Here is a 15,217-nt window from a genome sequence, read left to right on the forward strand (position 1 = left end):
CATCGCGGCATGGATCGCACCGGCGCTGGGGGATGCGCGCACTGTGCTCAACGTGGGTGCCGGGACCGGATCGTATGAGCCGGCGGGGCGTGCGGTGACAGCGTTGGACCCTTCGCCGAGATGATCCGGCAACGACGGGTCCCGGCGGCGCAGGTCGTGCAGGGCGTGGTCGAGGCGCCGCTTTTCGCCGACCACAGTTTCGATGCCGCCATGGCGGTGCTGACCGTGCATCACTGGACCGATCAGCGGCGCGGCCTTGCGGAACCGTGCCGCGTCTCGCGCGGGCCAGTGGTGATCCAGACCTGTGACTCGGCGTTCCGGGGCTTCTGTCTTGCAGACTGGATTCCCGAACTGGTGACGCTGGACCAGGAGCAGATGCCGCTGCTCGATCTATATGCAGAGGTGCCGGAACCGGTGGAAATCACGCCGGTGCCGGTGCCGCACGAATGCGACTACCGGCTGGTCGTGGCGCGCGGGAACCCGCGCGATTCAGACAAGCGCCGTGACAGAGGACGAACGAGACATCCCCACGGAAAATGGAGAAGAAACGATGCCTCTGACAGCGATCTACGCGCAGTTGAACTCATCCGACCTGTCCGAAAGCGCCGCCTGGTTCACGGTTCTGTTCGGCCGCCCGCCGGACGCGCGGCCCATGGACGGGCTGCTGGAATGGCATCACGGCAGCACGGCGGGCATGCAGCTGTTCGAGGACGCCGCGAAGGCGGGCAGCGGTACGATGACCCTGATCGTGGAGCGGCTGGACGACGACATCGCGCGGCTTGCAGCCGCAGGACTGGCGGTCGGCGCATCGCAGCAGGCAGACCAGGCGCGCATCGTTCGATTGCAGGACCCGGACGGCAATCGGGTGGTGCTGGCCGAACCGCGGTCACGGGTGCCTGACAACGCGGCAGCCAAATGCTAAGGGCCATTGATCACGCCCCGAGGTTCCTCATGCATTTCACACTCTACGCCTTCGCCGCCGTCCTGCTGGGGGCGCTGCTGGCGATGCAGCCGCTGATCAACGCCGTTCTGGCCGGGGCGGTCGGCAGCCCCGCCGTGGCGACGACGATCTCGATCTTCGTGGCCTTCCTGGGTGCGCTGCTGCTGCTGGCGGTGATGGGCGTCGGCACGGGGCTCAGCCGGACGACGCTGGCGGCGGTGCCGTGGTGGGCCTATCTGGCCGGGTTCATCGGCACGCTGTTCGTCGGCGGGGCGATCGTGATCGCGCCGGTCACAGGGGCGCTGGTGTTCTTCGTCTGCATCGTCGCGGGGCAACTGGCCGGGGCGACGCTTGCCGACCATCTGGGCGCGTTCGGGCTGGAGGTGCGGCCGGTCTCGGCGCTGCGCCTCGCCGGGCTGGCGCTGGTGCTGGTGGGCGCGGTGATGGTGCAGAAGGGTTAGACCCGCCCGCCGCCGTCCGGCCATCGGGGATCCCGGCGGCACCGGCCGGCGACCCGGCCCGGGCGTCGTCCGCCATCCGCTGCCATGTACGATACGCGGGACGTCCCGGCAGAGCGGGCTGAACGGGCATGCCCCGGTCACGGTCCGATCCCCGCCCGACGACCGCTTCATCGCCCCGCACTGCGGCGGCTGCGTCCATTCCGTCTCAACACGCGCGGGCCCGGGGTCGTCGTGACGGGAATGGGCGACGGTCCAGCCTTGGCCCTCGGGCGGTCCGCGAACCGTTGCATGGCGGCGAGGATGACAGCGATCTTCTTCCCGTGGCGGCGGATGCAGGCGCCTCTTCGCGGACCTCGGCCATCACCACCACGTCGCCGGCGCGCAGCGCCGAGAGCGGCGGCGGCTGGTCGCCCAGCACCGGGACCCGCCGCGTCACCACGGGATCGGCTTGAAGGCCTGGTCGAAAAAGCCGCCGGTGTGCTGCGGGCGCAGGGCATGCAGCACGCGCATTAGGTTCTCGGCGGCCACATCCGGCGGCATCGCCGCCTCGCCCACATAGCGGCGGGTCAGCGCCGTGCGGACGGTGCCGGGATGCAGCGCCACGACGATGCTGTCGGGGTTGCGCCGGGTCATCTCGACCGCCGCGGTGCGCACGATCTGGTTCAGCGCCGCCTTCGCCGCGCGGTAGCCGATCCAGCCGCCCAGCCGGTTGTCGCCGATCGAGCCGACCCGCGCCGAGAGCGTGGCGAACACCGCCCGCCCCTGCCGCTTCAGCTTGGGGCCGAAGTGCTTGAGCAGCAGCGCCGGGCCGGTGGCGTTCAGCGCGAATTGCGCCGCCATCGCCGCGGGGTCGATCCGGGCCAACGCCTTCTCGGGGCGGTGGCCGGCGATCTCCAGCGCGCCGGTGGCGTCGAAGATCAGGTCGAACGGCCCGCTGATCGCGCGCGCGGCGGCGGCGACGCTGGCCTCGTCGGTCAGGTCCAGACCGTCGGCCGAGCGGCTGAGCGTGGTCAGATCCGCGCCGGCGAACGCCTCGGCCAATGCGCCGCCGATGCCGCCCGAGGCGCCGACCAGCAGCACGCGGACATGGGGTTTCAGCTCCATCCCGCACCAAGGTGGCGCGGCGCATTGCCGTTTCCAGTTCGGCTGCTACCGTCCACCCCACGCAGTGCAGGAGGCAGGATGCCGCGCCCGGTCGTCTATCACATCCCCGTGTGCCCGTTCTCGCAGCGGATCGAGATCCTGCTGGCGCTGAAGGGGCTGCAGGACGCGGTCGACTTCCACGTCGTCGACATCACCCGGCCGCGCCCGGACTGGCTGGCCGCCAAGACCGGCGGGCCGGTGCCGCTGCCGGTGCTGGAGACCGAGGACGGCCGCATCCTGCGCGAGAGCCTGGTGCTGCTGCGCTATGTCGAGGAGCGCTTCGCCGGCGCGCCGGTGGCCCGCGCGGACGCCTACGAACGCGCGGTCGAGCGGCTGATGATCGCCCGCGAGAACGCCTTCGCCACCGCCGGCTACGCCATGGTGATGAACCGCGACCGCGGCCGCACGGCGGCGTTCCGCGACGAGATGCTGGCGCATTACCGCTGGCTGAACGACACGCTGGAGGCGCGCAACCCCGGCGGGCTGTGGCTGTTCGACCGCTTCGGGCTGGCCGAGACCGTGTTCGCGCCGCTGATGATGCGGTTCTGGTTCCTGGACTACTACGAGGATTTCGCGCTGCCCGAGGCGCCGGAGTATGCCCGGGTGCGGCGCTGGCGCGAGGCCTGCCTGGCGCATCCGGCGGCGCAGCAGGTGACCCCCGAGCAGATCGTGAAGCTGTACTATGACTATGCCGTCGGCGCCGGCAACGGCGCCCTGCCCGAGGGACGGCGGGTGTCGAGCTTCGCCTTCGAGCCGGACTGGCCCGATCGGCCGATGCCGCCGAAGGACAAGTACGACCGGATCGCGGGCGACGCCGAGCTGGGCCTGGTCTAGCGGCCCGGACCGGAGGCGGCCCGGGCCGCCGCGCGCGGTCAGGCGGCCGCGGCTTCGCGCAGACGGGCGAGATGCTTGTCCCAGCCGATGTCCAGATGCGCCAGCAGCGGCAGCTGCTGCGCGTCGGCGGGCACCACGCCGCGGTGCGTCAGCGTCAGGCGGGTGCCGTGGACCACCGGCTCCAGCACCCATTCCACGGTGCTGGACCGCCCCTCCATCGGGCCGACGGTGAAGGTGGTGACCAGCCGCTCGGGCGGCTGCCAGTCCAGCACCTCGCCCCACAGCACCCGTTCGCCGTCGCGGACCATGGTGTAGCTGGCGCCGGGGGCCAGATCCTCCGCGGTTTCCTGGAACCACTTGGCCAGGTGTTCGGCGCGGGTCAGATAGTCCCAGACCACCTGCGGGCTGGCCTCGATGAAGATCGTCTTGACCAGGTCGGCGGTCTGCCGGGTGGCGTCTGCGAGGGTGTCAGGCATTTCCGTTTCCTTTCTCGATTTCCGTTTTCAGGCGGTCCAGTCGCACGGACCAGAAGGCGTCGATGTCGGCCAGCCAGCCGCTGACGGCGGCCAGCCCCTCGGGGTGCAGCCGGCCGATGCGTTCGCGGCCGCGCGGCTCCACCCGGATCAGGTTCCCCTCCTCGAGGATGGCGATGTGCTTGCGGACCGCGGGGCGCGTCATCGCGAAGTTCTCGGCGACCGCGCCGATGGTCATGTCGCGCTGCGCCAGCAGCGCCACGATCGCCCGTCGGGTCGGATCGGCCAGCGCGCGGAAGGCGGCGTCCGCGTCGTGGGTCATGCAGGGTCCTTTCGGTTGCGCCGGATCATGAAACCTTTCGGTTTCTCTTTTAATATGATACCTGAAGGTTTCATGTCAAGGGGAATTCGGACTTTCCCTCTCTGGCCGCCGCCGTTATGATCCGCGCCATGTTGCAGATGATCGCCCTGCCGGCTGCTGCCCTGCTTCTCCTTAGCCGCCTCTGAGCGTGCCGGGATAACGGCGCGCGCGCTCAGAGGAGTTTCGCCCGCGCCGCACTCACCATCCCGATCGGCTCAAGGACCAAGACCCATGACACAGAGCACCGAACAGGACCGCGTCCTGATCTTCGACACCACGCTGCGCGACGGCGAGCAGTCCCCCGGCGCGACGATGACGCTGGAAGAGAAGCTGGAAATCGCCCGCATGCTGGACGAGATGGGCGTCGACATCATCGAGGCCGGGTTCCCGATCGCCTCGGAGGGCGACTTCGAGGCGGTCAGCAGGATCGCCCGGCAGACCCGGAACGCGGTGGTCTGCGGGCTGGCGCGCGCCAACCCCGCCGACATCGACCGCGCCTGGGAAGCGGTGCAGCACGCGCAGCGGCCGCGCATCCACACCTTCATCGGCACCTCGCCCACGCACCGCGAGATCACCCAGCTGGACATGGACCGGATGGCCGAGCGGATCTACGAGACCGTCAGCCACGCGCGGAACCTGTGCGACAACGTGCAGTGGTCGCCGATGGACGCGACCCGGACCGAGACCGACTACCTGCTGCGGGTGTGCGAGATCGCCATCGCCGCCGGCGCCACCACGATCAACATTCCCGACACCGTGGGCTATACCGCCCCGCGCGAAAGCGCCGACATCATCCGGATGCTGCGCGACAAGGTGCCGGGTGCGCAGGACGTGATCTGGGCGACGCACTGCCACAACGATCTCGGCATGGCGACGGCGAACAGCCTGGCGGCGGTCGAGGCCGGCGCGCGCCAGGTCGAGTGCACGATCAACGGCCTGGGCGAGCGCGCCGGCAACACTGCGCTGGAGGAGGTGGTGATGGCGCTGCGGGTACGCAACGACATCATGCCCTACCGGACCGGGGTCGACAGCCGCAAGATCATGCAGATCAGCCGCCGGGTCGCCGCCGTCTCGGGCTTCCAGGTGCAGTACAACAAGGCGATCGTCGGCAAGAACGCCTTCGCGCACGAGTCCGGCATCCACCAGGACGGGATGCTGAAGAACGCCGAGACCTTCGAGATCATGCGCCCGGAGGACGTCGGCCTGACCGAGACCAACCTGGTGATGGGCAAGCATTCGGGCCGCGCGGCGCTGCGCGCCAAGCTGAAGGACCTGGGTTTCGAGCTGGGCGACAACCAGCTGAAGGACGTGTTCGTGCGGTTCAAGGCGCTGGCCGACCGCAAGAAGGAGGTCTACGACGACGACCTGATCGCGCTGATGGCCGACAGCACCAGCGCCGGCGAGGGCCTGGTGCAGGTCAAGTTCCTGCGGGTGATCTGCGGCACCGAGGCGCCGCAGTCCGCCGACCTGACCCTGACCATCGACGGCGAGGACCGGCAGGTGACCACCCAGGGCGACGGGCCGATCGACGCGGTGTTCAACGCGATCCGCAAGCTGGTCCCGCACGAGGCGCGGCTGGCGCTGTACCAGGTTCACGCCGTGACCGAGGGCACCGACGCGCAGGCCACGGTGTCGGTGCGGCTGGAGGAGGACGGCCGGATCTCTTCGGCGCAGGCATCGGACACCGACACCGTCGTCGCCTCGGCCAAGGCCTATGTCGGCGCGCTGAACCGGCTGATCGTCAAGCACAAGCGCACGACCGAGGCGACGTTGTATTCGGCTTGAGCCCAGACGCCGCGCCCGGGTTTGCGGGCGCGGTGCAACGGCGCGCTACCCTCGGCCGCCATCCGCAGCAGGGCGGACCCACATCCGCCGCCGAACTGTGGTATGCTTGCCCCGCCGCTCTCCGACGGAGGCTGCCGGTCATGCCCGCCTCGGCGCGAAACCTGATGTTGACGCTTGTCTTGCTCGGCCTTTCCGCCGCTGCCGGCGCGTCGCTGGCGCAGGACGCGGCGTGCGGCGCGCCCGACGCCCCCTGCACCGTCGCGGGCGGGACCTATCATGTCGCGCTGCCCGAGGCGGCGGCGCCGCTGCCCGCGGTCATCTGGCTGCACGGTTATGGCCGGTCCGGCGCGGCGATGATCCAAAAGCCCGAGTATGTCGCGCCATTCACCCGGCGCGGCTATGCGGTGATCATGCCCAGCGGTCAGCCGTTCGCGCCGGACAGCGCGCTGGATTGGGGCGTCACGGACGGCTACGACTGGGCGCGCGACGACATCGCGTTCATCGCCGCGGTGCGCGACGACGCGCTCGCGCGTTTCGGGCTCGACCCCGCGCGCATCCTGATCGCGGGCTTCTCGCGCGGCGGCTCGATGGTCTGGGACCTCGCCTGCCGGGCACCGGAACTGGGACGCGGCTTCGCCGCCGTCGCCGGCGCGTTCTGGGAGCCGATGCCCGCCCGCTGCGAGGCGCCGGCGCACCTGTTCCACACCCACGGCTTCGGCGACCGGCTGGTGCCGTTCGAGGGCCGCGAGGTCCGGTTCCAGGACTTCGACTTCACGCAGGGCAACGTGATGAAGGGGATCGACGTCTGGCGCCGCACGAACGGCTGCATGGTCAGCGCGCGGAACAGCTTCGGCGAGGACGGCTCGATGCAGAAGGACTGGAAGGCGTGCGGCGCCGGCTCGATCCGGCTGCGGCTGAACCGGGGCGGGCACGGCGTGCCGGCGGGATGGCGCGCGGCGGTGCTGGACTGGTTCGAGGCCCTGCCCTGAGCCCGGGCGGGACGACCGGGCGCCTGACCCGCGCGCGGCGGGCACGGTCTGATATACCGGCGGTCAGGCAGGCCGGACTGTCGCCGAAAGGACTCGCCCGGTGCGGTCAAGTTCACTTACTGCGCGGGTTTTTCATGGCCCCGTGCCGGCAACGCAATACATGCAGGAAGGTATCGAGCTGGATTTCCTTGAGGGGCGATCTGATGCCATGCGACTACTGGACCTATGCCGCCGAGAACGTCGTCGTCAAAAGATACGTGGGGCGCATAACGCACAGGTGCGTGCTCGACCTGCTCGACAGGATGGAGCTGGACCCGGACTATGTCGAAGGCATGTCCGAGTTCGATGACCTGCGCCACGTCACCGAGCTTGCGGTTACCGACCAGGAGGTGATCTGGTTCGCCGACCTGATCAAGGGGTTCAGCCACCGCAGCAGGACGCCGATGCGCAAGGCCGTGCTGACCGCCTCGGAACAGACCCGCGCCGCCGCCGAGCTGTTTCGCACCGAGGTCGAGACCGTGCCGGGGCTGGAGGTCGCGATCTTCGCCGACATCGAGCAGGCGCTCGCCTTCCTGGGGATCGATGGGCTGCCGCTGGGCGACCGGCTGCGGACCGAGCGCCTGTTCGTGCACTAGCCGCGCCCGGCGCCGCCGCGGGCGTCAGGTCCAGGGCGTGCCGTCGGCGCGGTAGCCGGCCTCGCCCAGCAGCGCGGTCTCGTCGCTGGCGCGCAGGTGGGCGACCAGCTCGTCCCAGTTCGCCACGCGCTCGTGCAGCCGGCCGGCGGTCTGCCGGTAGAAGCTGCTGGACAGCTGCCCGGGCGTCGCCTCGGAACCGAGGAAGTCCAGCAGCCGCGCCATGTGGCCGGGATCGTCCACCTCCTCGTAGCGGATGTCGAACACCGGCTTGCCGGGGATCTGGCGCAGCGACTGCGCCAGCTTGCGAAAGCGGGTGGTGACGGTGCGGCTGCGGCGCAGTTCGTCGGGCGTGACGGTGACCTGCACCCGGTCGCGGGGCGCGTCCGCATCGCGCTGCACATAGCGCTCGGTCTTGCGCGCGCTGAGCAGCGAGACGCAGATCGCGAGCGCCGCCCGCGACAGGATCACCACCGGGCGGTCGGGCGCGGTCAGGTGATCCTCGAGGAACGGCCGGTCCTGCAGGTGCATCGGGAACAGCTTGAAACCCACCGCCTGCCCCGGGTGGCGCGCCGCCAGCCGCTGCAGCAGCGTGGCGCCCATGGCGTCGCGGGCCGCCGCCTGTTTCGGCTTCAGGCCCAGCTCCTCGCGGACATCGGCGGGCAGTTCGACCCACTTCGCCTTGTAGATCTCGGTGTAACAGACGATGTCCGGCGCGGAATCGAGCAGGCTGACCAGATTGTAGGACCCGGTCCGCGGAGTGGCGAGAAGGACGAAATCACGGCTCATGGACGTCTGCACCGGGGTTCTGGCTGCGTTTGTCGCGGTCCTAGCCGCGCCCGCGCGGCGCTGTCCAGTCGTTTCCGTGCAGCTTCAGCGAGAATCCCGCGGGAATCCGCCGCTTTGCCGTCTCGCAGCTGGTATCGGCCCTTTACCTCTTCGGTGCAAGCGGCGTATACCGGCGCTGCTATGCCGAGCAGACCGGTCGGTGCATGGCCAAGCGCGAGAAAATCACGGAAAGCGTAAACATGTTTGGGGCACTTTCGGGGCTGTTCTCGGCCGATATGGCGATCGACCTCGGCACGGCGAACACCCTGGTCTACGTCAAGGGCAAGGGCATCGTGCTGAACGAGCCGTCGGTCGTCGCCTACCAGATCAAGAACGGCAACAAGCAGGTTCTGGCCGTGGGCGAGGACGCCAAGCTGATGCTGGGCCGCACCCCCGGCTCGATCCAGGCGATCCGGCCGATGCGCGACGGCGTCATCGCCGATTTCGACGTCGCCGAGGAGATGATCAAGCACTTCATCCGCAAGGTGCACAAGGGCGGCTCCTGGGCCAAGCCCAAGGTCATCGTCTGCGTGCCGCACGGCGCCACGCCGGTGGAAAAGCGCGCGATCCGCGAATCGGTGCTGTCGGCGGGGGCGCGCAAGGCGGGTCTGATCGCCGAGCCGATCGCCGCGGCGATCGGGGCCGGGATGCCGATCACCGACCCGACCGGCAACATGGTCGTGGACATCGGCGGCGGCACCACCGAGGTCGCGGTGCTGTCGCTGGCCGACATCGTCTATGCCCGCTCGGTCCGCGTCGGCGGCGACCGCATGGACGAGGCGATCATCAATTACCTGCGCCGCCAGCACAACCTGCTGGTGGGCGACGCCACCGCCGAGCGGATCAAGACCTCGATCGGCTCGGCGCGGATGCCCGACGACGGCCGCGGCGCGTCGATGGAGATCCGCGGCCGCGACCTGCTGAACGGCGTGCCGAAGGAGACCGAAGTCACCCAGGCGCAGGTCGCCGAGGCGGTGGCCGAGCCGGTGCAGCAGATCTGCGAGGCGGTGATGACGGCGCTGGAATCGACCCCGCCCGACCTGGCAGCCGACATCGTCGACCGCGGCGTGATGCTGACCGGCGGCGGCGCGCTGCTGGGCGATCTGGACCTGGCGCTGCGCGAGCAGACCGGGCTGGCGATCTCGATCGCCGACGAGACGATGAACTGCGTCGCGCTGGGCACCGGCAAGAGCCTGGAATACGAACAGCAGCTGGCGCATGTGATAGACTTCGGCAACTGACCGGACCACGGGCGGAACCTGCCGTTCCGTTTGGAGGGAGCAGACGGGCGTGTCACGCGGGAACGACGAAGCCTCGGCGATGTGGCGCTCGGTCCGCCGCGTGCTGCTGGCGGGCATCTGCCTGCTGTTCCTGGCGCTGTTCCTGCTGTGGCGCATCGACAATCCCCGCGTCGAGAGCCTGCGCATGGCGCTGATGGACCGGCTGCTGCCCAGCTTCGAGTTCACCATCAGCCCGGTGACGACGCTGACCCGGATCATCTCGGAATACGAGACGCTGGACCGGGTCTACGAGCAGAACCGCGAGCTGCGCCGCGAGCTGCAGCGGATGAAGGGCTGGCGCGAGGCGGCGCTGCAGCTGGAAGAGAAGAACGCCCGGCTGCGGGCGCTGAACAACGTCCGACTGAGCCCGCGCATCGGCTTCATCACCGGCGAGGTTCTGGCCGACAGCGGCAGCCCGTTCCGGCAGTCGGCGCTGCTGAACATCGGCCGGATCGACGGCGTCGCCGACGGCTCGGCCGCGGTCGACGGGCTGGGGCTGGTGGGGCGCGTGTCGGGCGTCGGCGAGCGCACCGCACGGATCATCCTGCTGACCGACATCAACAGCCGGGTGCCGGCGGTGGTCCAGCCCTCGGGGCAGCGCGCCCTGATCACCGGCAACAACACCAGCGCGCCGCTGTTGGAATTCGTCGAGGACGTCGAGGACGTACGCCCCGGCGACCGCATCGTCACCTCGGGCGACGGCGGCATCTTTCCGGCCGACCTGCTGGTCGGCACGGTGGCGCTGGACCGCGCCGGCCGGTTGCGGGCGCGGCTGGCGGCGGACTACGGCAGCCTGGAATTCATCCGCGTGCTGCGCCAGACGCCGACCGAGGCGATCCCCGGCACCGGCGAGCTGATCGGCCCGCCGGCGCCGCCGGGCCTGCGGCCCCAGGCCGGCGCCGGCCGCGACGAGACCGCCGAGGCGGCGGAATGAGCGCGCGCGCGCCCTCGCCGCTGCAGATGCTGCTGTTTGCGGCGATCGCCGTCGCGGTGATCCTGGTGCAGCTGCTGCCGCTGCAGCTGCGGGCCGAGCACATGGTGCATCCCGACCTGCTGCTGGCGCTGGCCGCCGCCTGGGCGGTGCGCCAGCCCGAGAACCTGCCGCTGCTGCTGGTCGCCCCGATCCTGCTGCTGGCGGACCTGATCCAGGACCGGCCGGTCGGGCTGTGGGCGCTGATCAGCCTGCTGCTGCTCGAGGGCATGTCGGCGCAGCGCGAAGCGTTGCGCAACCGTCCGTTCCCGTTCGAATGGGCGGCCTTCACCGCGCTGCTGGCGCTGGGCCTGATCGGCCAGTCGGTGGTGCTGGCGCTGGCGCTGGTCGAGCGCCCTGCCGGCGGCATCACGGTGCAGCTTTTCGCCACCACCGCGGCGGTCTATCCTGTGGTCGCGCTGGTGCTGCATTATGTGCTGCGCGTGCGGGCGCCCAAGCCCGCCGAACGCTCGCGACGGCTGGGACGGGTGGCATGAGAAGACCGACGATCAACATGCAGGTCCGGATGACCCGCCGCGGGCTGGTGCTGATGGGCGCGCAGCTGGCGGTGGTCGCGGGGCTGGGCGCACGGATGCGGCAGTTGCAGGTCCAGGAGGCCGACCGCTACCGGATGCTGGCCGAGGAGAACCGGATGAACATCCGGCTGCTGGCGCCCGCCCGCGGCCTGATCCTGGATCGCAACGGCATCGCGCTGGCGGAGAACCGGCAGAACTATCGCGTGGTCATCATCCGCGAGCAGGCCGGCGACGTGGCCGCCGTGCTGGACAAGCTGGCGCGGCTGATCCCGCTGTCCGACGACCGCCGCGAGAAGGTGCTGAAGGAGGTCGCGCGCCGCGCGGCCTTCGTGCCGGTCACCGTCACCGAGCGCCTGAGCTGGGAGGAGATCGCGCGCGTCGCCGGCAACGCCCCGGCGCTGCCCGGCGTGCTGCCCGAGGTCGGGCTGACCCGGCATTATCCGCAGCAGGATGTCGGCGCGCACGTCGTCGGCTATGTCGGCCCGGTCAGCGAGCGCGACCTGGAGCATGCCGAGGACCGCGACCCGCTGCTGCAGATCCCGGACTTCCAGATCGGCAAGACCGGGATCGAGGTGCGCGAGGAACAGGCGCTGCGCGGCTCGGCCGGGGCCAGCCGGATCGAGGTCAACGCGCTGGGCCGCGTCATGCGCGAGCTGGACCGTCGCGAGGGCACGCCGGGGCGCGACCTGCACCTGACCCTCGACAGCGAACTGCAGGCCTATGCGCTGGAGCGGATGGCCGGCGAAAGCGCCGCGACGGTGGTGATGGACGTGCGCACAGGGGGGATCCTGGCCTCGGCCTCGGCACCCGGTTTCGATCCCAACGCCTTCGTCTTCGGGATCAACTACGACAACTGGAACACGCTGCTGAACGATCCCTTCCGGCCGCTGTCCAACAAGGCGGTGTCGGGCGCCTACCCGCCGGGCTCGACCTACAAGATGGCGGTCGCGCTGGCGGCACTCGAGGCCGGGGTGCTCGACAGCAAGCGCACGGTCTGGTGCCCCGGCTACTACCAGCTGGGCAACCGGCGGTTCCACTGCTGGAAGCGCGGCGGGCACGGCCATGTCAACCTGCAGGTCGGCCTGGAGCAGTCCTGCGACGTGTACTATTACGACACCGCGCGCGAGGTCGGGGTCGAGCGGATCTCGGCGATGGCGAACCGGCTGGGCGTCGGCATCCCGCACGAGTTGCCGCTGCCCGCGATCACCGCCGGGCTGACCCCCACCGGGGCGTGGAAGCAGGCCAAGTACGGCGACGCCTGGCGCATCGGCGACACCCTGAACGCCGGCATCGGCCAGGGCTACGTGCTGGCCTCGCCGCTGCAGCTGGCGGTGATGACGGCGCGCATCGCCACCGGCCGCGCGGTCGTGCCGACGCTGATCCGCGCCGTCGACGGCCGCCCGGTCGATCCCGGCGAAGCCCCGGACCTGGGTCTCGGGAGCACCGCGCTGTCGTTCGTGCGCGACGGCATGTATCAGGTGGTCAACAACCGGCGCGGCACCGCCTACAAGGCCCGCATCGCCGACCCCGAGAACGAGATGGCCGGCAAGACCGGCACCAGTCAGGTGCGCAACATCACCGTCGAGGAACGCGCCCGCGGCGTCGTCCGCAACGAGGACCTGCCCTGGAACCGGCGCGATCACGGGCTGTTCGTCTGCTACGCCCCCTACAACAACCCGCGCTATGCGGTGGCGACGGTGGTCGAACACGGCGGCGGCGGCTCGTCCGCCGCAGCGCCGGTCGCGCGCGACATCATGATGCGCGCGCTCTACGGCCCGGTGCCGCCGCTGGCGGCCTATCCGCCCGGAGAGCGCGACGAGATCGAGCGCCGCCGCGCCGAGGAGCCGCAGCCGCAGGGCCCCGAGCGGCCGGAGGGAGGCAGCGACCGCGCATGACCTTCCTCGACCGCTCGCAACGCCAGACCCCCACCGGGCTGACGAAGCTGCTGCACATGAACTGGGCGCTGGTGGTGCTGCTGACTGCGATCTCGGCAGCCGGGTTCCTGATGCTCTATTCGGTGGCCGACGGCTCGTTCGACCCCTGGGCCAGCCGGCAGATGGTGCGGTTCGGCATCGGCGTGGTGCTGATGCTGGCGGTGGGGTTGGTGCACATCCGGTTCTGGCGCTCGGTGGCGCCGCTGATCTATGTCGGCGGACTGCTGCTGCTGGTGTTCGTCGACTTCTTCGGCACTGTCGGCATGGGCGCGCAGCGCTGGCTCGACATCGGTTTCATGCGCCTGCAGCCGTCCGAGCCGATGAAGGTGGCACTGGTGATCGTGCTGGCGCTGTATTACGACTGGCTGCCGCCCGAGAAGGTCTCGCGCCCGCAGTGGCTGCTGCCGCCGATCGTGCTGACGCTGATCCCGATGGGCCTGGTGCTGATGCAGCCCGACCTCGGCACCGCGATCCTGCTGGCGGCGGGCGCGGCGGTGGTGATGTTCGTCGCCGGCGTGTCGATCTGGTATTTCGCCGCCGCGATCGGCGCCGGCGTCGGGCTGGTGACGCTGGTGATGCAGAGCCGGGGCACCGCGTGGCAGCTGTTGAAGGACTACCAGTACCGCCGGATCGACACCTTCCTCGACCCCGGCCAGGACCCGCTGGGCGCGGGCTATAACATCATCCAGTCGAAGATCGCGCTGGGCTCGGGCGGGCTGGCCGGGCGCGGTTTCATGGAGGGCACGCAGACGCGGCTGAACTTCCTGCCGGAAAAGCACACCGACTTCATCTTCACCACCTTGGCCGAGGAGTTCGGCTTTGTCGGCTCGGTGACGCTGCTGGGGCTGTACGCGCTGGTGGTGATCTTCGCGCTGATCTCGGCACTGCGCAACCGCGACCGGTTCGGCGCGCTGCTGACCACGGGCATCGCCGCCACCTTCTTCTTCTTCTTCGCGGTGAACATGGCGATGGTGATGGGGCTGATCCCGGTGGTCGGCGTGCCGCTGCCGCTGGTCAGCTATGGCGGCTCGGCGATGCTGGTGCTGCTGGCGGCCTTCGGCCTGATCCAGAGCGCGCACGTCCACCGCCCCCGCTGACCGCAACGGAGCCTTCATGCCGAAAGTCCTCTACGCCGGCGCCGACAGTGCACGCGAGAGTTATGCCCGCGAACTGACCGCCGGCTTCGCCGAGGCAGGCGTGGCCGCCGAGCTGGTGTTCGACGCGCCCGATCCGGCGGCGATCGACTACATCGTCTATGCGCCCGCCAGCGGGCTGCGCGACTTCACCCCGTTCACCAACACCCGCGCGGTGCTGAGCCTGTGGGCCGGGGTCGAGACCATCGTCGGCAACCGCACCCTGACCCAGCCGCTGACCCGGATGGTCGATCCCGGCCTGACCGAGGGCATGCGCGAATGGGTCACCGGCCACGTGCTGCGGCACCACCTCGGGATGGATGCGCACATCACCGGCCAGGACGGCGTCTGGCGCGGCGACCGGCCGGCGCCGCTGGCGCGCCACCGGCCGGTCGCCGTGCTGGGCCTTGGCGCGCTGGGCACCACCTGCGCGCGGGCGCTGGCCGGGCTGGGCTTTCCGGTGACCGGCTGGAGCCGCGCGCCGCGCGCGGTGGACGGCGTCGATTGCCGGCACGGCGTCGAGGCGCTGGCGCAAGTGCTGTCCGGGGCGCAGATCCTGGTACTGCTGCTGCCCGCCACGCCCGAGACCGACGGGCTGATGAACGCCGAGCGGCTGGCGCTGCTGCCGCCCGGGGCGGTGATCGTAAACCCCGGCCGCGGCAGCCTGATCGACGAGCCGGCGCTGCTGGCGGCGCTCGACTCGGGCCGGGTGGGCCACGCGACGCTGGACGTGTTCCGCACCGAGCCGCTGCCGCCCGGACACCCGTTCTGGGCGCATCCGCGGGTGACGGTGACGCCGCACATCGCCTCGGCCACGCGGCCCGAGACCGCGGCGCGTGCGATCGTGCGCAACATTTCCCGGGCCGAGCGGGGCGAGCCGCTGGAGCATGTGGTGGACCGCGCGCGCGGTTACTGAAC

Annotated in this window: 16 protein-coding genes and 1 pseudogene; 13 read left to right on the forward strand and 4 right to left on the reverse strand. The window is 70.4% G+C overall.

From position 1 onward, the window contains the following. Window positions 1-120 precede the first annotated feature (120 nt). The 3 genes and pseudogenes from GE300_RS23835 to GE300_RS00475 form a co-directional block, all read left to right on the forward strand. A pseudogene (locus tag GE300_RS23835) lies at window positions 121-219 on the forward strand (hypothetical protein); the annotation flags it as partial. Between the two features lie 283 nt (window positions 220-502). Continuing rightward, window positions 503-922 carry a VOC family protein gene (locus GE300_RS00470; protein ID WP_233416680.1) on the forward strand — a complete coding sequence of 140 codons (420 nt, stop codon included), beginning with the start codon at window positions 503-505 and terminating at the stop codon, window positions 920-922. Between the two features lie 29 nt (window positions 923-951). After that, window positions 952-1,401: a DMT family transporter gene (locus tag GE300_RS00475; protein ID WP_233416681.1), complete on the forward strand. Its 450-nt coding sequence runs from the start codon at window positions 952-954 to the stop codon at window positions 1,399-1,401. Between the two features lie 432 nt (window positions 1,402-1,833). Here GE300_RS00475 and GE300_RS00480 read toward each other — a convergent pair whose 3' ends face one another. Then, window positions 1,834-2,505 (reverse strand): SDR family NAD(P)-dependent oxidoreductase, encoded by a 672-nt coding sequence (locus GE300_RS00480; RefSeq protein ID WP_154443827.1) that lies wholly within the window; start codon window positions 2,503-2,505, stop codon window positions 1,834-1,836. 78 nt (window positions 2,506-2,583) lie between these two features. On the opposite strand from GE300_RS00480, the gene GE300_RS00485 reads away from it, so the two are divergent. Then, window positions 2,584-3,378, forward strand: a complete 795-nt coding sequence (locus GE300_RS00485) for a glutathione S-transferase family protein (RefSeq protein WP_154443829.1) — start codon at window positions 2,584-2,586, stop codon at window positions 3,376-3,378. 38 nt (window positions 3,379-3,416) lie between these two features. Here GE300_RS00485 and GE300_RS00490 read toward each other — a convergent pair whose 3' ends face one another. Then, window positions 3,417-3,854, reverse strand: a complete 438-nt coding sequence (locus tag GE300_RS00490; RefSeq protein ID WP_154443831.1) for an SRPBCC family protein — start codon at window positions 3,852-3,854, stop codon at window positions 3,417-3,419. Next, a complete protein-coding gene (locus GE300_RS00495; protein ID WP_154443833.1) occupies window positions 3,847-4,173 on the reverse strand; it encodes an ArsR/SmtB family transcription factor in 327 nt (108 codons plus the stop codon). The genes GE300_RS00490 and GE300_RS00495 overlap by 8 nt, the downstream gene beginning before the upstream one ends. A 270-nt stretch (window positions 4,174-4,443) precedes the next feature. Between GE300_RS00495 and GE300_RS00500 the strand changes: the two genes are divergently transcribed. From GE300_RS00500 to GE300_RS00510, 3 genes are all read left to right on the forward strand, one after another. Continuing rightward, a complete protein-coding gene (locus GE300_RS00500) occupies window positions 4,444-5,997 on the forward strand; it encodes a 2-isopropylmalate synthase (protein WP_154443835.1) in 1,554 nt (517 codons plus the stop codon). 164 nt (window positions 5,998-6,161) lie between these two features. Further along, window positions 6,162-6,986 (forward strand): alpha/beta hydrolase family esterase, encoded by an 825-nt coding sequence (locus GE300_RS00505; protein WP_233416682.1) that lies wholly within the window; start codon window positions 6,162-6,164, stop codon window positions 6,984-6,986. A gap of 203 nt (window positions 6,987-7,189) precedes the next feature. Next, window positions 7,190-7,621, forward strand: a complete 432-nt coding sequence (locus GE300_RS00510) for a hypothetical protein (RefSeq protein ID WP_154443839.1) — start codon at window positions 7,190-7,192, stop codon at window positions 7,619-7,621. A gap of 24 nt (window positions 7,622-7,645) precedes the next feature. Here GE300_RS00510 and GE300_RS00515 read toward each other — a convergent pair whose 3' ends face one another. Next, entirely contained in the window at window positions 7,646-8,407 is a 762-nt protein-coding gene (locus tag GE300_RS00515; RefSeq protein WP_154443841.1) for a sulfotransferase, read from the reverse strand. 239 nt (window positions 8,408-8,646) lie between these two features. Here GE300_RS00515 and GE300_RS00520 point away from each other — a divergent pair, with 239 nt between their 5' ends. From GE300_RS00520 to GE300_RS00545, 6 genes are read left to right on the forward strand one after another with little or no spacing between them, the layout of a single operon-like run. Then, complete coding sequence (locus GE300_RS00520) at window positions 8,647-9,687, forward strand: rod shape-determining protein (RefSeq protein ID WP_154443843.1); 1,041 nt, start codon at window positions 8,647-8,649, stop codon at window positions 9,685-9,687. Window positions 9,688-9,736: 49 nt separating this feature from the next. Next, window positions 9,737-10,660, forward strand: coding sequence for a rod shape-determining protein MreC (mreC, locus tag GE300_RS00525; protein ID WP_407647655.1), 924 nt, complete (start codon window positions 9,737-9,739; stop codon window positions 10,658-10,660). Then, window positions 10,657-11,193: a hypothetical protein gene (locus GE300_RS00530; protein WP_154443845.1), complete on the forward strand. Its 537-nt coding sequence runs from the start codon at window positions 10,657-10,659 to the stop codon at window positions 11,191-11,193. The genes mreC and GE300_RS00530 overlap by 4 nt, the downstream gene beginning before the upstream one ends. Continuing rightward, window positions 11,190-13,127 carry a penicillin-binding protein 2 gene (gene mrdA / locus GE300_RS00535; protein ID WP_154443847.1) on the forward strand — a complete coding sequence of 646 codons (1,938 nt, stop codon included), beginning with the start codon at window positions 11,190-11,192 and terminating at the stop codon, window positions 13,125-13,127. The genes GE300_RS00530 and mrdA overlap by 4 nt, the downstream gene beginning before the upstream one ends. Then, the gene (gene rodA, locus GE300_RS00540) at window positions 13,124-14,263 is read left to right on the forward strand and encodes a rod shape-determining protein RodA (protein WP_154443849.1); all 1,140 of its coding nucleotides are present in this window, start codon (window positions 13,124-13,126) and stop codon (window positions 14,261-14,263) included. The genes mrdA and rodA overlap by 4 nt, the downstream gene beginning before the upstream one ends. 16 nt (window positions 14,264-14,279) lie before the next feature. Then, window positions 14,280-15,215: a 2-hydroxyacid dehydrogenase gene (locus GE300_RS00545; protein ID WP_154443851.1), complete on the forward strand. Its 936-nt coding sequence runs from the start codon at window positions 14,280-14,282 to the stop codon at window positions 15,213-15,215. Window positions 15,216-15,217: the final 2 nt, after the last annotated feature.

The organism is Halovulum marinum (genome assembly GCF_009697225.1).
GTDB lineage: Bacteria > Pseudomonadota > Alphaproteobacteria > Rhodobacterales > Rhodobacteraceae > Halovulum > Halovulum marinum.